The sequence below is a fragment of the Amycolatopsis sp. cmx-4-83 genome, assembly GCF_046548815.1.
Lineage (GTDB): Bacteria > Actinomycetota > Actinomycetes > Mycobacteriales > Pseudonocardiaceae > Amycolatopsis > Amycolatopsis pretoriensis_A.
Genome location: NZ_JAEBEF010000007.1, coordinates 323,531 through 345,697 on the forward strand (window position 1 = coordinate 323,531; position 22,167 = coordinate 345,697).

Sequence of the window (22,167 nt, forward strand, 5' to 3'; positions counted from 1 at the left end):
GCTCGTTAGGGGTGCGTTAACGGCCGCGCCTTCCGGGCGTCAACAGCGACATGCGGGCGTAACCGGCCTCGGTGCGGGTGCCGCGGAGCCGGACCTGGCAAGATCACGCCCGTGGTCAAAGGGGCGGGAGTCGGCAGGCCGAGGGCGAGCGGAGCGGCGGCGAGCCGCCCGGACGCCCGCCAGGCGGTGCTCGACGCAGCGGGAGAGCTGTTCACCGGAGCCGGCTACGCGGCGACGACGACCCGCGCGATCGCGGAGCGCGCGGGCCTGAGGCAGGCGTCGCTCTACTACCACTTCCCGGCGAAGGAAGACATCCTCGCGGCGTTGCTGGCGGAGACGGTCCGGCCGTCGTTGGACTTGGCGGCCCGCCTGGTGGGTGCTTCGGGCCCGGCGGCGGTGCGGCTGTGGGCGCTGGCGTACGCGGACATCGGCTTGCTCGGTGGGGCGCGGCACAACCTGGGCGCGTTGTACTTGCTGCCGGAGGTGGCCTCCCCGAACCTGGCCCGCTTCCGCGCGGAGCGAGCGGACCTGAAGGCGGCTTACGGCAGCCTGGTGGCGGCTTCGGGGGTGGCCGCGGAGTCGGTGGCGATCCGGACGGACCTGGTGTTCGGGCTGGTGGAGAGTATCGCCGTGGTGCGCCGGGACGACCCGTCGTTGGACGTCGAGGCCCACGTCCGTGAGGGGGCGGACGGGGTGGTGCGGCTGGTCGGGGTGGGTGAGCCGTCGGACGAGCTGAGGGCGGCGGCCCACACGCTGCTGGCGACTCTGGCGGACTGACCGGTTCAGAGGTCCCGGAGTTCCCGGAGCAACCGGATTCCCAGCTGGAGCGACTGAGCTCCGATGCGGAGCGGTCGAACGGCGGCGCGCAGCGGTGCGTCGATCTTCTCGAACTGACGCATCCCGGTGAGAAATTCAGCGATCGAATCGGTCTCCAAGTCGCCAAGCGCTGCTAAGAACTCCTGGCGCTCCTTGCGAACCTGAGCTGCCATCTCGGAGCTGCCGTGGGAGGCCACGAACGCCGCGTAGGAGCGCATGATGGTGTCGGTTTCGGCGACCGTCGCTTCGAAATTGGTACCCGCCTTCTGGATGTTCACGGAGAGCGGCTTGATCGTGTCGGCCACCCGGGCGTTGCGTTCCTTTGCGGTCTCCGGGGACTTACCGTCGAGGTCAGCGGCCGCCTCCTGCATCTCAGCGGTGATGCCTTGGAGGGACACGTGGATGATGCGGAGTTGCTGATCGAGCAGTTGTCCGACCTGGTTTAGCCGTTCTTTGTGTTTCTGAAACCCGGGTACGTCCTCGTCCGCCGGAGGCGGCAACTGTTCCAGCTTGCTTTCAGCCGACTGGATGGCCTTGATCAGCTTCTTCGACACCGCGGCCATGGTTCGCCGCCATTCGGCCGTCCCCGCTCCGGCGAGGACAGCTTCTTCGATGTCGATGTGCTGCAGCTTCTCGATGATCCGGATGTTCGCGTCATCGCTGCTCTCGGTTATCAGTTCCCGTCCCAGGACGATCATGGGCAGGATGAGCTGCGTGAGCCCGAGTTCCTTGGCTTTGGCGTAGAACGCCGTGAGTTCCTCCCGGCAGGCGCTGCTCCGGTAGAAGTAGTTCATCGTGACGACCGGGATGAAGACCATCGCGGCGTTGAGCCCGTCCTCGATCCTGGCTCGCCAGTCTTCGCCCCAGCCGATGCTCTCGCGGTCCACGAAAACCTCGATCTTGCGGCCGTGCGCGGCGGCGCAGAACTGCTCGAGGGACGCCTTCAGCGGAGTCACGAAGTTCAGGAAACCGTCGTCCTCGTGCGTGAAGCTGAGGAAGCACCGGACGGCCGGCTGGTCGGACATGAAGTCGGTCATCGAGCACGCTTTCGCCGAACGCGGACTCCGCCAAGGCTAGGCGCGCGGGTGATCGGCTCCCGGCAGCGACCCGGAACTGTCCCGGATCTGTCCCGCGTCAGGAAGCCGTCGTCTGCAACGCCTTGCTCAACGCCGAAGCCGTCAGCTCCACCTGCCACGGACGCGCCCCGCCCGCGCGCAGCACCGAAGCCACCGAGTCTTCGTCCGTCTCCGCCGGTGGGCGCCAGCACGTGCGGCGCACCAGGTCCGGCAGCAGCAGGTTCTCCACCGGCAACCGGCGGTCCTCCGCGATCGCCGTCAGCGCCGCGCGCGCCGCCGACAGGCGGGCCGCCGCGTCCGGGTCCTTGTCCGCCCAGCGGTTCACCGGGGGTGGGCCGTCCGTCGGCTGGGACGGTGACGGGAGTTCGGACGCCGGGAGCGCGCGGGCCGCCTGCAGGTGGCGGAGCCAGCTCGCCGTGTACTTGCGCTGGACGCGGCCGCTGAAGACCGGCAGCGCCTGCAGATCTTCGACCGTCTTCGGGTCGGCCGTCACCGCGTTGACGATCGCGCTGTCCGGGAGGATGCGGCTCGGGGCCCGGTCGCGCTTGCGGGCGAGCTCGTCGCGGGCCTGCCACAGCTCGCGGACCGCCGCCAGGCCGCGGGGGTTGCGGATCTTGTGGACGCCGGACGTCCGGCGCCACGGCTCGGCCCGCGGGGCCGGCGGCGGGGCCAGGCGCACGTTCTCGAACTCCTGCCGCGCCCACTCCAGCTTGCCCTGGGCGCCCAGCTCCGCCTCCAGCTTTTCGCGCAGCTGGATGAGCAGCTCGACGTCGAGGGCCGCGTAGTTGAGCCAGTCGACCGGCAGCGGCCGCTTCGACCAGTCCGCCGCGCTGTGCCCCTTTTCGAGGGTGTAGCCGAGCAGCAGCTCGACGAGCGTCCCGAGCGCGACGCGTTCGTAGCCCGCCAGCCGGCCGGCCAGCTCGGTGTCGAACAGCTCCGCCGGGTGCAGGCCCAGCTCGGCGAGGCAGGGGAGGTCCTGGGAGGCCGCGTGCAGCACCCACTCCAGGTCGTTGAGGACTTCGCGCAGCGGGGCGAGGTCGTCGGCCAGTGCGATCGGGTCGATCAGCACCGTGCCGGAACCCTCGCGGCGCAACTGCACGAGGTAGGCCTTGGGCCAGTACCGGTAGCCGGACGCGCGTTCGGTGTCGACGGCGACCGCGCCGGTGCCCGCGGCGAGTCGCGCGCAGGCCTCGGCCAGCGCGGACGGTTCGGTGATCACCGGGGGCGTGCCCTCGGCGGGTTCTCGTAGCAGCACAGGGCCGCCCGTGGACTCGATCTCCATCCCGGTGTCCTCGGCCTCTGCACTTCCCATAACTGACGACCCTACGGGACGGGCGTACCGCGCCTGGTCCGCCCGCCCCGCAGGGAGGTTCGCCTGTGTCAGCGGATCACGCCGGCCCGCATGGCCAGCGCCACCATCTGAGCCCGGTCGCCCGTGCCGAGCTTGCGCCCGATCCGGGACAGGTGGGACTTGACGGTGAGAGCGGAGAGCGAAAGCTCCTCGCCGATCTCCTTGTTGGACTGTCCGTCGGCGACCAGCTGGAGCACCTCCACCTCACGAGCGGACAGCTCGCGCGGGGTGTTGTCGGTGCCCGCGACGCGGGTCCCGGTGGCCAGCACCGGAGCCACGCTCGGGTCGGCGTAGACGCCGCCCTCGAGCACACGCCGCACGCCATCGGTCACGACGACCGGTGACGCGGACTTCAGCAGGTACGCCTGGGCCCCGGCCTGGAAGGCCGAGCGGACCGCGTACGGGTCGTCCGAGGATGCGAGTACCACCACGCGTGGCCAGCCGTGGCTACGGAGTTCCGTAACCAGCTCGATGCCGCTGCCGTCCGGCAGTCCGAGATCGAGGATCGCCAGGTCACAAGGCCCTGTGGCCTGTGCTCGCGCCCTCGCCTCGGCCACCGTGGCGGCTTCGTGGACGGTCCCCGCACCCATCTGTGCGAGTCTTGCTGCGATTGCCTCCCTCAACAGCGGGTGGTCGTCGACCACCAATACCGAAAAGAGCTCTTCCCGCGGGTGCGGAACCATGCTCGCCGGCAACGCGCCGGCTGGCGTGGATCGGACGGCCTGAGAAATGCCGACGGTAGCCACGTCACTACCTCCCTGGAGTCGGTCGTGCCCCCCGACCGGCACCGGGACCTTCGGCCGTTCAGCCGCGCCAGCTTTAGACCGAAAGTGGTGTCGTCGAAGGCACTGTAGCCGCCCTGAGGCCGTTGCGGGGGGATCGAATGGGTATCTATCTCAAACGAACAGTCACTCAGTGGGTTCGTAGTAACACGATCGGGCTAGTACACGGCCGGTTGTTAACGGATAGCCCAGCGAACACGATGCAAAGAAGTTGCCGACGGCCAAATGGCCGTGCAGATGGGGTGTGCAGCTGCCGGTGCGCCTAGTGACGAGGGGCCGGATGGGCGCGGGCCGCCTCCGGAATGTGCCTCCGGCCGGGGCATGATCAACGGTGCGGAGCGGGGTCGGCGGGGCTCGCCGAGGCCGTGGGGCGTGACTGTCCGTGTCGATCACCGAGGTCGGATCGGCCCAGTGCCGCCGAGTTGATCTTGTTGCGGTGCGTGACCGCGCGGAGTCACTAACGAGGAGACGTGAAACGGCCTCAGGGCAGTCGGCCGGGGGTGGTGGTGTCCGTGATCGTTCGACGCTGTTCCGGGCGTGCAGGGGCGCTTCAGGGGGCCGGAAAGACGTGAACGGCGTTCAGTGGATGTGAAATTTGCTCACATCGGTACAAGGCAGCTCGCCGGGGACGGCTCGCGCCGGTGCACCGTTGCCGATTCGTTGCCGATGATCGCCCGATCGCCGCGGGCCCTCGGGAGCTCTGCGGCGTGGCACTTGTCATGAACGGGTCGTTCACCGCGTCCGGCGTGGGAAAAGGGTCGTTCACGACAGTCCGGCTGCGCCGAGACCCGGCGTCCCACCCCGGAAGAGAGTTCGCCGCGGGGCGGGTCAGGAGCTCTGGCGCTGCCCGAAGAGCGTCACGCCGACCGGCGGCAGGCCCACGACGCTCGCCATCACCTGGCAGAACGCCTGCCCGTGCGGCAGCAGCCCGGCGTCGGCCGGGGTCCACGACGCCCGCAGCTCCAGGTCGTCCGTGCGGGCCGGGCCCGAGATGTCGCCGAAGCGGGCCGAGGACGTCTCGGTGACCGTGCCGCCCAGTGCCGTCCAGCTCGCGCCGGACACCTCCAGTGCGTCCGTCAGCCAGGACCAGCCGACCGCCGGCAGGAACGGGTCGGTCGCCAGTTCGCGGTCCAGCTCCGCGCGCACGTACATGACCAGCCGCAGCACGCCGTCCCAGCCTTCCTGGCCCTCGGGGTCGTGCAGCAGGACCAGCCGGCCGGACGCCAGCACGTCCGCGGGCCCGGCGACCTCACAGCTGACCGCGTACGACCACGGCGCGAGCCGCTGCGGGGCCCGCATCGGCTCCAGCAGCACCTCCCGGCGGGGCCGGACGGACTGCAGCGCCGCGACTGCTTCGCGGAAGAGTTCGGGCACTGGCGTCATCGCGGTCACGCTTCGACTTTAGGGCGGGCACGCCCCGTTGCGGGCGCAGGCGCGCCGATAGAAGCACCGTCGCCGGCACGTGGCACGATTGACCGCGATGTCTCCGACCACGCCCTTGCCGCAGCAGGCCGCCCCGGCCGCCCGCCGCGAGCTGCCCGAAGCCCCGTTCCTGGCCGCCGCACGCGGCGAACGCCCGGCCCGCACGCCCGTCTGGTTCATGCGCCAGGCGGGTCGTTCGCTGCCCGAATACCGCGCGCTGCGCGAGGGCGTGCCGATGCTCGACGCCTGCTTCGACCCCGAAATGCTCGCCGAGATCACGCTGCAGCCGGTGCGCCGCCACGGCGTCGACGCGGCGATCCTCTTCAGCGACATCGTGGTGCCGCTGAAGGCCGCCGGCGTCGACATCGACATCGTGCCCGGCACCGGCCCGGTGGCCGCCGCGCCGGTGCGCGACCTCGCGGCGGTGAAAGCACTGCCGGAGCTGGAGCCCGGCCACGTCTCGAAGGTCGCCGACGGCGTCCGGCTGCTCGTCGAGCGGCTCGGCGGCACCCCGCTGATCGGCTTCGCCGGCGCGCCGTTCACGCTGGCCAGCTACCTCATCGAGGGCGGCCCGAGCCGCAACCACGAGCACACCAAGGCCCTGATGCACTCGGAGCCGGCCCTGTGGCACGAGCTGGCCGGCCGCCTGGCCGACGTCGCGCTGACGTTCCTGCGCGCCCAGCTCGACGCGGGCGTCGACGCGGTCCAGCTGTTCGACTCCTGGGCGGGCGCGCTGTCCGAGCGGGACTACCGCGAGTTCGTCCTGCCGCACTCGGCGAAGGTCCTCGACGGCGTCGCCGCGTACGGCGTGCCGCGGATCCACTTCGGCGTCGGCACCGGCGAACTGCTGCCCGCCATGCGCGACGCGGGCGCGGACGTCGTCGGCGTCGACTGGCGCATCCCCCTCGACGAAGCGGTGCGGCGCCTCGGCGGGCACGCCGTCGTGCAGGGCAACCTCGACCCCGCGCTGCTCCACACGTCCTGGCCGGTCCTCGAAGCCGAGGTCCGCCGGATCGTCGAGGAGGGCAAGGCGGCCGACGGCCACATCTTCAACCTGGGCCACGGCGTGCTGCCCGGTGTCGACCCGGACGTGCTGACGCGCGTGGTCGGGCTGGTGCACGAGCTGTGAAGCGCGTCGCGGTCGTCGGGGGCGGCGTTTCCGGGCTGACCGCGGCGTACCGGCTGCGGCGGCTGCTCGGTCCGGACGCCGAGATCGTCGTGTTCGAGAAGACGAAGACGCCGGGCGGGAAGCTGCGCACGGCCGAGCTCGCCGGCGTCCCCTACGACGTCGGCGCCGAGGCGTTCCTCGTCCGCCGTCCCGAGATGCTGGCTCTGGTCCGCGAACTGGACCTCGACGTCGTCCACCCGACGAAGGCGCGCGCGAAGATCCACGCCGGTGGCAGCGTGACGGGCATGCCGGCCGGCACGCTGATGGGCGTCCCGGCGTCCGCGGAGTCCGTGGCCGGCGTGCTTTCCGAAGCCGGACGGCGGGCCGTCGAGGCCGAGGTCTCCCTGCCGGAACTGCGGCTGCCCAGCGGTGACCTGCCGCTGGGGCCGCTGCTGCGCGAGCGCTTCGGCGACGAACTGGTCGACCGGCTGGTCGACCCGCTGCTCGGCGGCGTCTACGCGGGCGGGGCGGACGGCCTCGGCCTGCGCGCGACCATGCCCGGCCTGGCGTCGGCGCTGGCGGCGGGCGCGGGCTCGCTGACCGCGGCGGCGGCCGCGCAGCTGCCGGCGAACCCGTCCACCGCGCCGGTGTTCGGCACCGTCCCGGGCGGGCTCGGCACGGTGATCGACCGGCTCACCGAAGCTTCCGGCGCGGAGCTGCGGACCGGGCTGCCGGTCTGCGACATCGAGCGGCACGGCGCGGGCTGGCGGCTGCGCATCGGCGCCGCGCCGACCGCGCACGCGCCCGCGGACAACACCGTCGAGGCCGACGCCGTGGTCCTCGCCGTCCCCGCACCCTCGGCCCGGCGGCTGCTGGCCGACCTGGTGCCCGCGGCTTCGGCGGCGTTCGGCGAGGTCGAGCTGGCGTCGATGGCCGTGGTCGCGATGGCGCTGCCGCCCGGCACGCGGCTGCCGGAGGCGTCGGGGATCCTGATCGGCCACGGCGAGCGCGACGCTTCGGGCCGGCCGTACGCGTCGAAGGCGTTCACCTTCTCTTCGCGCAAGTGGGGCCACTTCGGCACCGGCCCGGTGCTGGTCCGCGGCTCGGTCGGGCGCTTCGGCGAGCTGGGCGCGCTGCAGGCCGACGACGTCGAGCTGGTCCGCGTGGTCCGCGCCGACCTCGCGCGCCTGACCGGCGTGACGACCGCGCCGATCGAGACGCTGGTGACGCGGTGGGGCGGCGGGCTGCCGCAGTACGGCACCGGGCACCTCGAGCGGGTCGAGCGGATCGAAAAGGCGATCGCGGCGGTCCCGGGGCTCGCGGTCGCCGGGGCGACGCTGCACGGAGTCGGGCTGCCGGCGTGCGTGGCGACGGCGGAGGCGGCCGCGCAGCGGATCGCGGCGCAGCTCGCCGAGTGAGTGCTCTCACCTGACCCGTGGCGGCGACGTCCCCCGCGCGGTGACAGGATGGACGCATGGCGCGGGTCAACTACAACGAGCTCAACGACACCATCCGCTACACGACCTGGTCGGTGTTCCGGATCGAGCCCGGCAGGCTGGGCGAGGACCGCGGGACCGCCGGCCGGGAGACCACCGAGTACCTCGACGGCCTGGAGGCGAAGGGCGTCGTCGTCCGGGGTGTCTACGACCTGTCCGCGCTGCGCGCCGACGCCGACTACATGATCTGGTGGCACGCCGAGGAGATCGAGCAGGTCCAGGCCGCCTACGCCGGGTTCCGCCGGACGCCGCTCGGGCGCGCGTCGACGCCGGTCTGGAGCCAGACCGCGCTGCACCGGCCCGCCGAGTTCAACAAGAGCCACATCCCCGCGTTCCTCGCCGGGGAAGAGGCGCGCAAGTACATCTGCGTGTACCCGTTCGTCCGCTCCTACGAGTGGTACCTGCTGCCGGACGCCGACCGCCGCAAGATGCTGGCCGACCACGGCAAGGAAGCCCGCGACTACCCGGACGTGCGCGCGAACACCGTCGCGTCGTTCGCGCTGGGCGACTACGAGTGGATTCTCGCCTTCGAGGCCGACGAGCTGCACCGCATCGTCGACCTGATGCGCCACCTGCGCGGTACCGAAGCGCGGCTGCACGTCCGGGAGGAAATCCCGTTCTACACCGGCACGCGCGTGCCGCCCGCCGAGCTCGTCGCGGCCCTGCCGTAGTGCGCGAGGCAGTCGAGGGCGTCTGGGAGGCGCTCACCGGTTCGCGGCCGGGACCCTTCGCACTCACCGGCACCGAAGACGTGCTGCCCGGCCCGTACCGGGTGGCGGCCGCGGCGACGGCGTCCATCGCGGCGGCGACCCTGGCGGCGGGCGAACTGCTGAAGCTGCGCGGGATCGAGCCCGGCGTCGTCACCGCGGACACGCGGCACGCGGCGGCGGCGTTCCACAGCGAGCAGCTGCTGCGGGTGGACGGCACGGGCGCGGAGTCGGTCTGGGCACCGCTGTCCGGCAACTACCGCGCGGCCGACGGCTGGGTGCGCCTGCACTGCAACTACCCGCGCCACGAAGCGGCGGTGTGCTGGGGATTGGGCGTGCCCGGCACCCGCGGCGCGGTCGCGAAGGCGGTCGCCGGCCGTCCCGCGCGCGAGATCGAGCACGCGGTCGTCAGCGCCGGGGGAGCGGCCGCCGAGCTGCACACGCCGGAGGACTGGGCGGCGCACCCGCAGGGTTCGGCAGTGGCCTCGCTGCCGCTGGTTTCGCTGGAGCCGCTGGACGCGGCGCCGAAACGGACGTTGTTCTACTCGGACCGCCCGCTGGGCGGCGTCCGGGTCCTGGAGCTGACGCACGTCCTCGCCGGCCCGGTGGCCGGCCGGGTCCTGGCCGCGCACGGCGCCGACGTCCTGCACGTCGGGGCGGCGCACCTGCCGCGCGTCGAAGCTTTGGTGCGCGACACCGGCCAGGGCAAGCGTTCGACGTTCGTAGCACTCGACACCGAGGGCGGCCGCGCGCGGCTGAAGAAGCTGATCAGCCGGGCGGACGTACTGGTCCAGTCGTTCCGCCCGGGCGCGCTGGAGAAGATCGGGTTCGGCCCGTCGGAGCTGGCTGAGCTGCGGCCGGGCCTGGTGATCGCGGACCTGAGCGCGTACGGCTGGGAGGGTCCGTGGGCCCGCCGGCGCGGCTTCGACAGCCTGGTCCAGATGTCGAACGGGATGGCCTGGGGTCCGGAGGAGCCTTCGCCGCTGCCGGTCCAGGCGCTGGACCACGCGACGGGCTGGCTCGCGGCGGCAGCGGTCATGACGGCGGTGCACCGCCAGCTCACGGACGGCGGCACGTGGCGCGCCCGGCTTTCGCTGGCGGGCACGGGCCGGTGGCTGGATTCGCTGGGCCGCAAGGATCCCGCGGCCGTCGAGGTCGATTACAGCGACCTGATGGAGGACGCGGACAGCGGCTACGGCCGCCTGACGCGGGTCCGCATGGCGGGCGGGCTGCCGGGTGCGGAGCCCCACTGGGACTTCGGAACGCGGCTGCCGGGAGTCGACAAACCGACCTGGACCCCCTGACGGAGGCCCCGCCCGTCCCTGGGGGCCTATGTGGTTGTCAAGCCGCGGCGGGGGCAGGAGCTGGTTCAGGGTGGCGTTGTGGTTCTTGCCCTCGGCTCGTTTGCCGTCGTGGTAAGCCCTGCTGGTCGGCCCGCGTGCGTTGTGGATCGGCGCGGTGAACGACTCGTTCACCGCGCTGGACGCCGTGAAAGGAACCCCTCAGCGGCGCCGAAGCCGGTCCCGAAGCCCGCGCCGGGGCTTCGGCAGGTGACCCCCGTCGATCAGCCAAGCCACGAACTCGTCCGCGTACGCCCCCGAGCGTTCCGCGGCCAGCTTCGGCCGTCCCGAAGTGAACTCCGCGAACAGCGGCCCGTACCGCTCACCCAGCGCCTCGGCCACCTCGGGCCGCTGATGAGCCAGCACCCGCCCGTGCTTCCGCCGCAGCACCGAAGCCTCCACCTGAAGCCGCGAAGCGTCGAAGCCCGCGGGGGCGGGACCGGAAGCCAGCAACGCCTTCAGCAGCTCGGCCTGACGGCGGGCCAGCTCCTCCCGGCTCACCCCGTCACCGCCGCGCGCAGCGCCGCCAGCTCCGCGGCCAGCTCGTCGTCGCTCGGGTAGTCGTCGTCGCGCTCCAGCAACACCCCCGGCGGGTCCGTCCGGCGACGCAGCTCCGTCAACAACGAAAGCACCTCCGGCAGCACCGGGTGCGCGTGCGTGTCGTGGTAGACGCCGTCGCGCTCGATGCCGCCCGCCATGTGCACGTAGGCCAGCCGCTCCCACGGGATGCCGTCCAGGAACGCCACCGGGTCCGTGCCGATGTTGCGGGCGTTCGCGTACAGGTTCGCAACGTCGATGATCAGCCGGCAGCCGGTCCGGTCGGTCAGCTCCGTGAGGAACTGTTCCTCGGTCAGCTCGTTGTCCGGCCAGTCCAGCACCGCCGCGATGTTCTCCAGCGCGAACGGTACGTCCACGATGGACTGGGCCAGCCGGACGTTCGCCACCAGCACGTCCAGCGCCTCGCGGGTGCGGGGGAGCGGCATCAGGTGCCCCGAGTCGAGCCCGCCCGCGCGCACGAAGCACACGTGGTCGCTGACCAGGGGCGCGTCCACGGCCCGCGCGATCTCCGCCAGGTGCTGGACGCGGCCGGTGTCGAGGGGCTCGGCGCCGCCCAGTGACAGCGAGACGGCGTGCGGCAGCACCGGCAAGCCCTTGCGCCGCAGGGCCACCAGCGTCTCCGGGAGGTGGTCGGCGTGCAGGTTCTCCGCGACCACCTCCACCCAGTCGACACCGGGCAGCCGCGCGATGGACAGGTCCAGTTCGTGCCGCCACCCGATGCCGATGCCGAGCTCACCCACCGCAGCCCCCTCCGCCGCACGAAGAACCGCAGGACGAGCCGCTGCTGCACGACGACGAGCTCGAGCACGACGAGCCGCTGCTGCACGACGAACCGCCCGACGAGCCACCGCCGCCGAACGACGCCGGCGGGGTCAGCGCCGCGCTGAGCTCCTCGTCCGGGTACATCGACCAGCCGCCCAGCGCGACCGCCGCCGCGGCGCCGCCGAGCAGCACGCCGCCCGCGAGCATGCCCGCCGGCACCGGGCCGGACGCCGCCGAGCGCGCCTGGCCGAGCACGCGGTGCCCCGCCGCCGACGGCTGCCGGGCGCCCGTCTTCGACCGGCGGACCGCCGCCACGATCGCGAGCACCGCCGCGATCAGCACCAGGAACACCAGGACCCCGACCGGGCGGCCGAGCGAGATGCCGTTGACCAGCCGCACCAGGCCGAAGGCCAGCACGGCGAGCTGCAGGACGAGCCCGATCGTCCGCGACTGCCGCTTCGCCGCCGCCGACACCAGCAGTCCTTGCTGGTCGAGGCCGGTTTCCAGCGCCTTCATCACCGCGGAGCGGCGGACGTACGCCCGGATCGTCGCCGTCGTCTTCAGCTGCGCCACGTCGTAGACCGCCTGCTCCAGCGGCTCCGACGGCCGGGCTCCGGCCTGGCTGACCTGCTTGTAGCTGTTGACGCGCAGCTGCCCGCGGTCCACCAGCGCCGCGACCGCCGCGTCGACGGCCCGGTCGGGGCCGCCGGCGAGGAACGCGAGCTGGTAGACGGTCGGCGGCGGGACCGGCCTGCCGTCGTCCGCGCGCATCGCGCGGCCGGCCATGACGCCGGACACGATGAGCCTGACCAGCAGGACCACGCCGAGCAACGCGATGTAGAGGACCACGAAATCCGGTCCGGAAATGCCCCACGGGTCGTTCATCGCCCGTCTCCCCTCAGTGAGTCGCGATTACCGTAGCTGTGAGACGCACGCGCTCGCGTCGGCGTTTCAACCGCCGCAGCCCCCGCCGCCACCACCGCACGAGCTGCCCCCGCCGCCACAGGAACTCCCGCCGCCCCCGCCGCAGGAGCTGCCGCCGTAGTAGCCGACGGCCGCGCCGCCCCCGGCCCCGGCGAAGCGGGTACGGCTACGGCGGCTGTGAGCGCGTGCGGTCGAGTGCTGCGCGGCCCGGGTGACGGCCAGCCGGACGTCCTTGTCGGGGTGCGCGCTCAGCCCGCCCGCCGCGACGGCGCCCGCCGGGCCGGCCACGAGCGTCCCGGCGCGGCGAGCCGCTTCGGCCGCCGCCCGGCCGGCGAACGTGGCCTTGACCTCGCGCGGCTTGCGCGCCTTCACGGTGACGGTGATCGCCACGACGACGCCCACCGCGAGCAGGCCGAGCAGGATCCCGACCGGGTGCCCGCTGCTCGCCCCGGCGATCAGCCGGACCAGGCCGACGGCGACCACGACCCAGTAGGCCACCGCGGTGGTGACCCAGGTCGAACGCAGTTTCCGCGGGTCGGCGAGCAGTCCCCGGCCGATCAGCGAGGTCTCGAGTTCGAGCGCGGTCTTGTGCTCGGCCGCGGCGTCGCACACGCGCTCGACGGCGGAGCCGTTCTTGCCGATGCGGCTGAGGGCTTCGCGGCCGGCGCTGTCGATCGTGGTGCCCTTGACGCGGCTGAGCCGCCCGTTGCCGGCCAGCCGGATGACCTGCTGGTCGAGCAGGCCGGCCACGACGTACTCGCCGAAGCGCCGCCGGCCGCCGGTCAGCAGCGCCAGCTCTTCCGGCCGCTTCGGCGTGCCGCCCGCGTGCCCGCGCAGCAGGAGCCCGCCGCGCACCGCGGCGGCCAGCGCCGGCAGGAGCAGCAGAGCCAGGTACAGGCCCGCGAACACCGGTCCGGGAATGCCCCAGGTGTCGGTCATGAGTCCGCCCTCCCTCGTCCGTGTGCGGAGACTACGTTCGAGGAAGGGCGGTGGGTTGCCGGCTTAAGGAGGATTTAGGCTGGCGGGTTTCCGGGCTCGGGGACCAGCTTCAGGGAGATCGAGTTGATGCAGTAGCGCTGGTCGGTCGGGGTCGGGTAGCCCTCGCCCTCGAAGACGTGCCCGAGGTGGCTGTGGCAGGAGCCGCAGAGCACCTCGATCCGCTTCATGCCCATCGCGCGGTCTTCGCGCAGCAGCACCGCATCGGAATCCGCGGGGTCGAAGAAGGACGGCCAGCCGCAGTGGCTCTCGAACTTCGTGTCGCTGCGGAACAGCTCCGCACCGCACGCGCGGCACTCGTAGACGCCGGTCGTCTTGGTGTCGGTGTATTCGCCGGTGAACGGCCGTTCGGTCCCCGCCTGGCGAAGGACGGCGTACTCGTCGGGGTTGAGCTGCTGCCGCCATTCCTGCTCGGACTTCACGACGCGCGGGGTCGCGCCGACAACGGGTTTCATACCTTTCACCCGATCCACGTTACGCCGCGAGCCACGCGAGGGCGTGCACGACGATGTCCCATGCGGTCACGATCACGCCGAGGACGATGAGCACCACGATCAGGGCCGACACCCAGTAGCGCAGCCCGCCGAGGCGGTTGCTGGAATCGGCGAAGTCGGCCACGCCGTCCAGCGCCGCCTCGATGGTGAAGTTGGGGCCGGAGCGTTCCATCCGGTCGAGGTGCTCGGCGAACGCGCGCGCCTCCGGGTCGTAGGGGTCCAGGCCGACCAGGTCCTCGTGGAAGCGAGGATTCTGGCCCGGCAGCGAAGCTCCGTTCTCGGCCATACCCCCACGGTAAGCCATCGGCGCCCGTCAGCCCACCAGCGGCGCGTTAAGTCTCAGTACCCGGAGCCGGGCGCCCCTTGCGGGCCGAGCCGCGTGTCGGCGTCGATGAGCATCGTGCCGCCGACCGTGACGATCCGGTAGGCGTTGCGCGTGCCGTTGACCGTCAGGTTCATCGTGATCGAGCCGTCGGAGTTCGCGCCGCCGCTGTCGGCGCGGGCGCTCGCGTAGTCGGCGACCTTGTTGTTCGCCCAGTACTCGGCGAACGCCTGCTCGCTGCCGTACACCTGCTGCGCGGCCGGCGTCAGCTTCGACCAGCCGCCGGCGGGGTTGTCGTAGAAGCCCGTGATGGCGTGGCCGGCCGCCTGGAAGTCGGTGATCTTGCCTTCCGGGACCGTCTTGCCGAGGCCCGCGGGGGCGTTCGTCGCGCTGCTCTGCCCGCTCTTCGGCGTGGTCTGGCCCGTGGTCGGCCGGGCGCCCGGCGACTGGGCGGTCTGGTCGCCGCCGGCGCCGTCGCTGCCGGAGTTCAGCACCAGGAACAGGACCACCGCGGCCACGACGACCGCGGCTCCCGCCCCGGCGAACAGGGCGTACTTGCGCTTGTTGTCCGGCTTCGCGGTGTTCGACGAGTACTGCGGGGCCCTGGCCGTCGGCGAGGCCGCGGGCATCGGTCTGGGCGGGGTGTTCGGCGGCGCGGCCGGCGACCGCATCGGCATGAACGCCGCGGTCGGGCGCGGCGGGTTCGACGCCGCCTTGTTCGCGGGCACCGGCGTGCCGACCGGCGGCGACTGCGGCGCGGGCTGGTCGGTGCGCTGCCACGGCGGGCGGTCGCCGCTCTCGGCCGGGGCGGCGGGCTTGCGGCCCGCGTTGCCGGAGAGCAGCGGCGGCGACGCGCTCATGCCGCCGGGCTCGGTCCGGGCCAGCGCGGCGAGCCGCTCGCGGGCCTCGGCCATGCTCGGCCGCTCGCCCGGCTCGCTGCGCAGCAGGCTCATCAGCAGCGCGGTGGCCGCGCCCGCCTGCACCGGCGGGTTGATCTGACCGTTCGCGGCCGCGTAGAGCAGCGCGAGCTGGTTGGTGGTGTTGCCGTACGGCGTGGTGCCCTCGATCGCCTGGTAGAGGGTCGCGCCGAGGGCGAAGACGTCGGAGCTGGGCACCGGGTCGGCGCCGCGCGCCAGCTCGGGCGCCAGGTACGCGGGCGTGCCGCCGATCAGGCCGGTCGCGGTGAGCGTCATGTCGCCGGCCGCGCGCGAGATGCCGAAGTCGGTGATCTTCGCGGTGCCGGTCTCGTCGATCAGGATGTTGCCGGGCTTGACGTCGCGGTGCACGATCCCGGCGCGGTGCGCGGCGACCAGCGCGGACGCGACCTGCTCGCCGATCCGGGCGATGCGGCCGAGGGGCAGCGTGCCCTCCTCGGACAGGATCGTGGACAGGCTGGGCCCGTTCAGGTACTCCATCACCAGGCACGGGTCGCCGTTGTGCTCGGCGATGTCGAACACCACGATCGCGTTCGGGTGCTGGAACCGGGCGGCGTTCTTCGCCTCGCGCATCGCGCGCTGGCGCATGTTGTCGCGTTCGGTCTCGGAGACGCCCGGCTGGGGCAGGATCTGCTTGATCGCGACGTCGCGCTCGAGGCGTACGTCGGTGGCGCGCCACACGACTCCCATGGCACCGCTACCAATGTGCTCGACGAGGCGGTAGTGCCCCGCGATCAGCTGACCGGTGTCGATGGCGACTGCTCCTGACGAAATTCCCGGTGGTGGTGACCCTGCTCAGCGCGTTTCCGCTTCGCGCACCCGATCGAGTGTAGCGGTCGGCCCGGTGCTCTTCGCGTCAGCCAGCCGGTCCGGCGGGCTCCGGTGCGGGCACCGGCGCCCGTTTCCGGAAGACCCGGACCAGGCCGATCGCCCCGGCCAGCGCGAACACGCCGTAACAGACGAGCAGCGCCGGTGGCGTTCCGCCGGTCAGGGCGTCGCCGAGGACGACCACGGCGACGGTGCCGGGCACGCTGCCCAGCAGCGTACCGGCGAGGTAGGGGAACGGTCGCACGGACGACACGCCGCAGAGGTAGCTGAACGGGGCGAACGGGACGACCGGGATCAAGCGCAGCGAGGTGATGGCCAGGACGCCGCCGTCGGAGAGCCGGTCGTTCACGGTCCGGACGGCGGACCGGTGCAGGTGGCGGGTGACGAGGTCGCGCCCGAGCAGGCGGGCCAGCCCGAAGGACAGCGCCGCCGCGATGGTGGTGGCGGCCAGGCCGATCGCGATGCCGGCCGCGGTGCCCACGAGCAGCCCGGCGGCGAGGTTGAACACGGTCCGCGGGATCGGCGCCACGGTGAGCAGCGAGTAGGCGACGAACAGCACGAGCGGGGTGGCGGCGCCGGTGGTGGCCGCCCAGGCCCGCAGTTCGGCCGGACCGGGGATCGGCAGCAGCACCGCGGCCGCCGCGAAGACGGCGAGCACGGCGAGCGCGCAGATCAGCTTGGTGCGGCCGGACACCCGCCCGAGCTTACCGGCGGGCGTTTTCGCGGGCGGCGGGGAGCGGATCACCGCTAGCGTGGCCGCATGCCGAAGCACGGAGACCCGGTCGAGTACGAGGTGGGCGGGCGGACCGTCCGCGTCTCGAGCCCGGACAAGGTGTACTTCCCCCAGCGCGGCATCACGAAGCGCCAGGTCGTCGAGCACTACATCACCGTCGGCGCCCCGCTGCTGCGCGCGATCGGCGAGCGGCCGACCACGCTGAAGCGCTACGTCGACGGCGTCGAAGGCGAGTGGTTCTACGCCAAGCGCGTGCCGAAGGGCGCGCCGCCGTGGGTCGAGACCGCCGAGATCACGTTCCCGTCGGGCCGCAAGGCGGCCGAGGTGTGCCCGACCGAGCCCGCGGTGTTCGCGTGGGCGGCCAACCTGGGGACGTTCGACTTCCACCCGTGGCCGGTCCGCCGCGCCGACGCCGACCACCCGGACGAGCTCCGCATCGACGTCGACCCCCCGGACCGGGCGGGCTTCGCCGACGCGGTCGAGGTGGCCCGGGTGGTCCGCGAGGTGCTGGCGGACGCGGGCCTGACCGGCTACCCGAAGACGTCCGGCGGCCGCGGCGTGCACGTCCTGGTCCGGATCCGCCCGGAGTGGGACTTCGTCGAGGTCCGCCACGCGGTGATCGCCCTCGGCCGCGAGGTGGCGCGGCGCATCCCGGAGAAGGCGACGATCGCGTGGTGGAAGGAGGAACGCGGCGGCCGGGTGTTCCTCGACTACAACCAGGCGGCCCGCGACCGCACGGTGGCCTCGGCCTGGTCGGTCCGCGGCACCCCGCGGGCGACGGTCTCGACGCCGCTGACGTGGGACCTCCTGGACGAGGTCGACGCGGACGACTTCGACGTGCTGACGATCCCGGCGTTCCTGGCGTCGCACGGGGACCTGCACGCGGGGATGGACGCGGAGGCGTTCGGGCTGGAGACGGCGCTGGAGTGGTACGAGCGCGACCTGCGGGACGAGGGGCTGGGGGACATGCCGTACCCGCCGGACTACCCGAAGATGCCGGGGGAGCCGAAGCGGGTCCAGCCGAGCAAGGCCCGCCCGGACTGAGTCACGGCTTGCGGCAGCTCACCGCGGTCACCGTCGCCTGGGGGACGACCTTGCCGGACTTGGTGCTCATCGAGGTGCGATCGACGCGGTAGGACGAGCCGCCCGCCGAGCCGGAGCGCCGCCTGGGCGACCCGGCCAGGTCGACGGAGTACTCCCTCGAGGCCGGTTCGGGCAGCGCCGGTTCGCTCGTGGCCGGCGCCACGAAAGCCAGGATCGAAGGGCTGGTGGCGGCGGGGCCTGCGGCGGCGAAGCACCCCGCCGTCGGCGGAGATCCAGGCCCGCTCGGTCCGCGCAGGGGACCTGCTGGGACTTCTCGAGGCGCGGATCGGCGCTCCCGCCGACCGCGAGCGCCGCCACGGGCAGGACGGCGAGCGCGCCAAGGCACCTCCGGCGCTTCGACCGGCCAACCCGGCACGCCTGTCACCGAACGGCGCGGAAATACCCTCATCCGATACCCGCTGTAACGAGCCACACAGCCGTGTCTCCCACCACTCCCGCCCAGGCCGTCAAAGCTTTAATCGGCCGCCCCGAAATTCCCTGCCGAACGCGGAGTGATCACCCGGGCGCCCGCTGTCGCCTTTCGGGTCACAAATGGTGCACGGCCTTCTTCGAGATCACGATCACCGGCTTCGCTGGCGTAACGTGCGGTCCCGAATCGATGACTCCCCGGGCAGGGCCGGGGGGCGGGTTCGAGGAGGGAGGCCCTCGTGGACGACCTGATCGCATTCCTCGCCGCGCGCGTGGGCGCGCGGCAGGCGATGATCATGCAGGCCGTCAACAAGGCGAAGGCCGGCGACGCGATGAACCGCGGGGAGACCAAGGTCGCCGTGGAGCAGCGGATCCGCGGGCTCAGCGATCTCGACCTCGACGCGGTCAACCAGATGATCAACGAGATCGAAGCGACCCGGCGGATCCTGCTCGCCCACCGCACCACGGTGTCGGAGAAGGTCCCCGGTTTTCCGCTCTACGGCAGCGAATACTGGTGTGAGACCTGCCACGTGCCCGCCGACGAGGCCGGCTCCAACTGGTGCCTCACCCTGCGCCTGCTGGCGCTGCCCTACGCCGACCACCCGGACTACAGCGAGCGCTGGCGCCCCTGACGGGAATCCCGGTCACGGCGGCGCGTTGCACCCCGTGTGAAGTTCTCGGTCCTGGATCGCTCGCCCGTGCGGCGGGACGGCGGTCCCGCGCGGGCGCTGCGGGACACCGTCGCGTTCGCCGCGGGCATCGAACGGCTGGGGTACCACCGGTTCTGGGTGTCCGAGCACCACGGCGTGCCTGGGGTCGCCGGGTCCGCGCCGACCGTGCTCGCCGCCGCCGTCGCCGGGGCGACCTCGCGGATCCGCGTCGGGACCGGCGGGGTCATGCTGCCGAACCACCGGCCGCTGGTCGTCGCCGAGCAGTTCGGGGTGCTGGAAGCGCTTCACCCGGGCCGGATCGACATGGGGCTCGGCCGGTCCGTCGGCTTCACCGGCGGGGTCCGCGACGCGCTGGGGCAGGGCAAGGACGCCGCCGACGGGTTCGCCGCGCAGGTGCGCGAGCTGCTCGGGTTCTTCACCGGCGAGCACGGCTACCCGGGCGTCCACGCCTACCCCGCCGAAGGGCTGCGCGTGCCGCCGTTCCTGCTGGCCACCGGCTCCGGCGCGGACCTCGCCGCGGAACTCGGGCTGCCGCTGGTGATCGCGCCCGTCCGCGGGGAACGGGCGCTGGCCGAAGCCGTGACGCGCTACCGCGACGGGTTCCGGCCGAGCGCGTGGGCGCTCGAGCCGTACGTCGTGGTGTCGAGCGCGATCGCCGTCGCGGACTCGGCCGCGGACGCGCGGCGGCTGCTCGTCTCGGAGGCCTGGGCGACGGTGTATTCGCGCTCCCACGGCGTCTTCCCGCCGCTGGACCCGCCGTCGGACGTCCTCGCCACGCCGATGACCGACCGCGAACGCCGCCGCCTCGAAGAGACCCTCGACGGCCAGATCTCCGGTACGCCGGCCGAAGTGCGGGACCGGCTGGGCGCGCTGATCGAGGCCGCGGGAGCCGACGAGGTTTTGGCGACGACGGCCGCGTACGACCAATCCGCGCGGCTCGATTCATTCGCCGCACTGGCCCGATCGGCGGAACTGCCCGCACTCGTGTGAGCCGATTTCCCGATACGCCGAGAGCGCGTCGAAGAATTACCGCCGGCGCATTTCCGGCCGTTCAGCCGAGGACGAACGGCAGCCGCGCGGTCAATTCGCCCAGCGCGGTCGCTTCGGCCGCCGTCGGTGGCCGCCGCCCGGTCGCCACCAGCAGGACGTCGGTGTCGGAGAACGACGCCGGGAACGCCGTCCCCGCGATCTCCTCCAGCACCGCCCGCGTCCGCGCCGGTCCCTCCGGCGGCGGCCCCGGAACCGACGGCAGGTGGGCCACCAGGTCGAGGTGGTGCAGCGTCCACTCCAGCACGTACGCCGAGAGGTAGTCGCCCGCGGTCAGGACCATGTCCTGGGTGCGCACGCGCGTGCCCGGGTCGGCCAGGTCCGCCGCGCGCCCGGCCGCCGAGCCGACGTCGTCGAGGTGGAACTTGAGCAGCGCCGGGTCTTCGTACGCCGCGGCCAAGCGGACGATCAGGGCGTCCAGCGGGTCGTCGCCCGTCGGGGCTTCGGAGCCGACCGCCCAGTACGTCACCGAGTCGTGCGTCACCGCCGACGAAGCCGGCGTCACCAGCGTGATCAGCACGTCCTGCGCATCGATCACCAGGTGGCACACCAGGTCCCGGACCAGCCAGCCCCGGCAGCCGGACGGCTTCGCGAAGTCTTCGTCGTGAAGGGAAGCGACCGCGGCGCGCAACGCCGCCCACGTGCGCGAGAAGAGATCCACGGCGGCGAAGCTAGCAGGATCAGAGCCTCAGCTGCAGCTGGGTGAGGATGCGCTGGGCGGGGTCGTCGAAGTCCACTCCGGACACCTCGGTCGCGCGGCGGACGCGGTAGCGCACGGTGTTGGGGTGGATGTTCAGCACCCGGGCCGCCGACCGGACGTCGCCGAACGCGTCCAGCCAGGCCAGGACCGCCGGGACGAGGATGCCGCCGTGCTCGGCGTCGTGCTCGGTCAGCGCGGTCAGGCGCGGGTCGCGGATGCGCGGCTGCCCGCCCAGGTACGCCAGCACCTCCGAGAGCAGCACCTCGGCGCGGACGTCGGCCAGCGAGGCGACGTCGGCGGCCCAGTGCCCGCGCGCCATCGCCGCCAGGACGCGGTCGGCGTCGCCCCGGGACGCGGCCGCGTCGGACAGGCGCGGCACGACGCCGCCGAGCGCCACCCGCACCGGGACGTCCAGGTGCCGCCGGGCGGTGGCGGCGATCTCGCGCGCCAGCGCCAGCACGGCCGCGTCGGAGTGCTCGGGAAGGTCCGGCAGCAGCGCGTAGACGCGGCCGCCGATCACGCTCACCAGCGCGCTGCGCCGGTAGGCCGCGGTGTGCACGGCGATCAGGTGCACCAGCTCCGCGCGCCGCAGCTGCCGGTTGCCCGACCGCTCCAGCGAGAACGCGAGGACCTGCGCCGGCCGTGACGGGTCGGCGCCGATGTCGTCCGCGACGGACTCCGCATCGAGCCGCCCTTCCAGCAGGCTGGCCAGGAGGTCTTCGCGCAGCCGCAGTTCGGGGCTCGGCAGCGTGCGGGCGCGGATCAGCTGCGGCGCGAGGGTCCGGCTCGCGCCGAGCAGGGCCGTTTCGGCGCGTTCGGTGAGCGGCTGGGCGCCCTCCTGGACCCAGATCGTGCCGAGCGGCTGCTTGCCGGCGTGGATGCCGGCCGCGATCCGCCGCCGGATGCCCAGCTCGGGGCGCTCGTCGATGCGCACGATCCCCTCGCCCGCACGCAGCCGCTGGTAGACGCCCCATTCGCGGAGCATCGCGAGGTAGCGTTCCGGGCCTTCGCGCCCGAGGATCGACAGCCGCCGCAGCTCGTCCACCTCGTCGCCCGCCCGCGAGTAGGCGAGCACGCGGTTCGCGGTGTCCTCGATGCTGACCAGGCCGCCGGTGAGCGTCGCGATGGTCTGGGCCAGCGCGAACAGGTCGCCGAGCACCTCGCCGCTGGCCGCCTCGCCACCCGCCCGCGCGGCCTCGACGACCCCGCGGGCCAGCGACTCGACCTGCTCCCACCGCGCTTCGGTGCCGACGGTGAGCAGCGCGACGCCCGCGTCGGCGGCGACGTCGGCGCCCGTCGCGCCCTTGACCGCCACCGCGGCCGCGCCCCCGCGCCCGGCCGCGCGGATCGCCGGCGCCGCCGCCCGGCCGCGGGCGCCGATGACCAGCACCAGGTCGCCCGGCGAGGCTTCCAGGGGATCTTCGGGGTCGAGGATCACGACGTCGGAGACCGGCACGCCGAGGCCGTGCGGCGCCACGACGACCTCGACGAGCGGCTCGCCGAGCGTCGCCAGCACGTGCCGCAGCGACGTCATCTCCGAGCTATCCGATCGGACAAGATCATACGAGCGATTTTAGCCGGTTGGAC

At 72.9% G+C, this 22,167-nt stretch carries 23 protein-coding genes; 8 read left to right on the forward strand and 15 right to left on the reverse strand.

Translation table 11 applies throughout. The features are described 5' to 3' along the window. The first annotated feature begins 111 nt into the window (after positions 1-111). Complete coding sequence (locus tag ACLJQM_RS23075) at positions 112-777, forward strand: TetR/AcrR family transcriptional regulator (protein ID WP_410632727.1); 666 nt, start codon at positions 112-114, stop codon at positions 775-777. Positions 778-782: 5 nt separating this feature from the next. Here the strand turns inward: ACLJQM_RS23075 and ACLJQM_RS23080 are convergent, their stop codons facing one another. The 4 genes from ACLJQM_RS23080 to ACLJQM_RS23095 all read right to left on the reverse strand — a co-directional run bounded on the left by ACLJQM_RS23080 (position 783) and on the right by ACLJQM_RS23095 (position 5,417). Continuing rightward, positions 783-1,853, reverse strand: coding sequence for a toll/interleukin-1 receptor domain-containing protein (locus ACLJQM_RS23080; RefSeq protein ID WP_410632728.1), 1,071 nt, complete (start codon positions 1,851-1,853; stop codon positions 783-785). A gap of 97 nt (positions 1,854-1,950) precedes the next feature. Next, on the reverse strand, positions 1,951-3,174 hold the full coding sequence (locus ACLJQM_RS23085; protein WP_410632889.1) for an HRDC domain-containing protein: 1,224 nt from the start codon (positions 3,172-3,174) through the stop codon (positions 1,951-1,953). Positions 3,175-3,272: 98 nt separating this feature from the next. Continuing rightward, a complete protein-coding gene (locus ACLJQM_RS23090) occupies positions 3,273-3,989 on the reverse strand; it encodes a response regulator (RefSeq protein WP_033261886.1) in 717 nt (238 codons plus the stop codon). Positions 3,990-4,853: 864 nt separating this feature from the next. Continuing rightward, entirely contained in the window at positions 4,854-5,417 is a 564-nt protein-coding gene (locus ACLJQM_RS23095) for a DUF3000 domain-containing protein (protein ID WP_247011772.1), read from the reverse strand. A gap of 88 nt (positions 5,418-5,505) precedes the next feature. Between ACLJQM_RS23095 and hemE the strand changes: the two genes are divergently transcribed. Genes hemE through ACLJQM_RS23115 form a run of 4 tightly spaced genes read left to right on the forward strand, consistent with a single transcriptional unit; the run spans position 5,506 to position 10,062 of the window. Beyond that, positions 5,506-6,576, forward strand: a complete 1,071-nt coding sequence (gene hemE, locus ACLJQM_RS23100) for a uroporphyrinogen decarboxylase (RefSeq protein ID WP_247011770.1) — start codon at positions 5,506-5,508, stop codon at positions 6,574-6,576. Then, complete coding sequence (hemG, locus tag ACLJQM_RS23105) at positions 6,573-7,973, forward strand: protoporphyrinogen oxidase (protein ID WP_247011768.1); 1,401 nt, start codon at positions 6,573-6,575, stop codon at positions 7,971-7,973. Before hemE ends, hemG begins: the two co-directional genes overlap by 4 nt. A 56-nt stretch (positions 7,974-8,029) precedes the next feature. Beyond that, positions 8,030-8,722 carry a hydrogen peroxide-dependent heme synthase gene (gene hemQ / locus ACLJQM_RS23110; protein WP_410632729.1) on the forward strand — a complete coding sequence of 231 codons (693 nt, stop codon included), beginning with the start codon at positions 8,030-8,032 and terminating at the stop codon, positions 8,720-8,722. Beyond that, positions 8,722-10,062 (forward strand): CoA transferase, encoded by a 1,341-nt coding sequence (locus ACLJQM_RS23115; protein ID WP_410632730.1) that lies wholly within the window; start codon positions 8,722-8,724, stop codon positions 10,060-10,062. Before hemQ ends, ACLJQM_RS23115 begins: the two co-directional genes overlap by 1 nt. A gap of 198 nt (positions 10,063-10,260) precedes the next feature. On the opposite strand, the gene ACLJQM_RS23120 is transcribed toward ACLJQM_RS23115, so the two are convergent. The 8 genes from ACLJQM_RS23120 to ACLJQM_RS23155 all read right to left on the reverse strand — a co-directional run bounded on the left by ACLJQM_RS23120 (position 10,261) and on the right by ACLJQM_RS23155 (position 16,611). After that, positions 10,261-10,599: a hypothetical protein gene (locus ACLJQM_RS23120; RefSeq protein WP_360767220.1), complete on the reverse strand. Its 339-nt coding sequence runs from the start codon at positions 10,597-10,599 to the stop codon at positions 10,261-10,263. Beyond that, positions 10,596-11,396, reverse strand: a complete 801-nt coding sequence (locus tag ACLJQM_RS23125) for a DUF692 domain-containing protein (RefSeq protein ID WP_360767223.1) — start codon at positions 11,394-11,396, stop codon at positions 10,596-10,598. The genes ACLJQM_RS23120 and ACLJQM_RS23125 overlap by 4 nt, the downstream gene beginning before the upstream one ends. Further along, complete coding sequence (locus ACLJQM_RS23130) at positions 11,389-12,303, reverse strand: TIGR04222 domain-containing membrane protein (RefSeq protein ID WP_410632731.1); 915 nt, start codon at positions 12,301-12,303, stop codon at positions 11,389-11,391. The genes ACLJQM_RS23125 and ACLJQM_RS23130 overlap by 8 nt, the downstream gene beginning before the upstream one ends. 66 nt (positions 12,304-12,369) lie before the next feature. Further along, entirely contained in the window at positions 12,370-13,281 is a 912-nt protein-coding gene (locus ACLJQM_RS23135; protein WP_360767229.1) for a TIGR04222 domain-containing membrane protein, read from the reverse strand. Positions 13,282-13,355: 74 nt separating this feature from the next. Next, complete coding sequence (gene msrB, locus ACLJQM_RS23140) at positions 13,356-13,793, reverse strand: peptide-methionine (R)-S-oxide reductase MsrB (RefSeq protein ID WP_360767232.1); 438 nt, start codon at positions 13,791-13,793, stop codon at positions 13,356-13,358. Between the two features lie 19 nt (positions 13,794-13,812). Next, the gene (locus tag ACLJQM_RS23145) at positions 13,813-14,118 is read right to left on the reverse strand and encodes a hypothetical protein (protein ID WP_192782430.1); all 306 of its coding nucleotides are present in this window, start codon (positions 14,116-14,118) and stop codon (positions 13,813-13,815) included. 53 nt (positions 14,119-14,171) lie between these two features. After that, on the reverse strand, positions 14,172-15,779 hold the full coding sequence (locus tag ACLJQM_RS23150) for a protein kinase domain-containing protein (protein WP_410632732.1): 1,608 nt from the start codon (positions 15,777-15,779) through the stop codon (positions 14,172-14,174). A 166-nt stretch (positions 15,780-15,945) separates the two neighbouring features. After that, entirely contained in the window at positions 15,946-16,611 is a 666-nt protein-coding gene (locus ACLJQM_RS23155) for a TVP38/TMEM64 family protein (RefSeq protein WP_247011749.1), read from the reverse strand. Positions 16,612-16,677: 66 nt separating this feature from the next. Here ACLJQM_RS23155 and ACLJQM_RS23160 point away from each other — a divergent pair, with 66 nt between their 5' ends. Further along, entirely contained in the window at positions 16,678-17,694 is a 1,017-nt protein-coding gene (locus tag ACLJQM_RS23160; protein WP_410632734.1) for a DNA polymerase domain-containing protein, read from the forward strand. Between the two features lies 1 nt (position 17,695). On the opposite strand, the gene ACLJQM_RS23165 is transcribed toward ACLJQM_RS23160, so the two are convergent. Next, positions 17,696-17,896, reverse strand: a complete 201-nt coding sequence (locus tag ACLJQM_RS23165) for a hypothetical protein (RefSeq protein WP_410632736.1) — start codon at positions 17,894-17,896, stop codon at positions 17,696-17,698. 505 nt (positions 17,897-18,401) lie between these two features. On the opposite strand from ACLJQM_RS23165, the gene ACLJQM_RS23170 reads away from it, so the two are divergent. Both ACLJQM_RS23170 and ACLJQM_RS23175 read left to right on the forward strand, forming a co-directional pair. Continuing rightward, positions 18,402-18,794, forward strand: a complete 393-nt coding sequence (locus ACLJQM_RS23170) for a DUF6221 family protein (protein ID WP_247011746.1) — start codon at positions 18,402-18,404, stop codon at positions 18,792-18,794. Positions 18,795-18,830: 36 nt separating this feature from the next. Further along, positions 18,831-19,823: an LLM class flavin-dependent oxidoreductase gene (locus ACLJQM_RS23175; protein WP_410632738.1), complete on the forward strand. Its 993-nt coding sequence runs from the start codon at positions 18,831-18,833 to the stop codon at positions 19,821-19,823. Positions 19,824-19,884: 61 nt separating this feature from the next. Here ACLJQM_RS23175 and ACLJQM_RS23180 read toward each other — a convergent pair whose 3' ends face one another. Both ACLJQM_RS23180 and ACLJQM_RS23185 read right to left on the reverse strand, forming a co-directional pair. After that, a complete protein-coding gene (locus ACLJQM_RS23180; protein WP_360767245.1) occupies positions 19,885-20,541 on the reverse strand; it encodes a maleylpyruvate isomerase N-terminal domain-containing protein in 657 nt (218 codons plus the stop codon). Positions 20,542-20,560: 19 nt separating this feature from the next. Beyond that, entirely contained in the window at positions 20,561-22,114 is a 1,554-nt protein-coding gene (locus tag ACLJQM_RS23185) for a PucR family transcriptional regulator (protein WP_247011742.1), read from the reverse strand. Between the last annotated feature and the right edge of the window lie 53 nt (positions 22,115-22,167).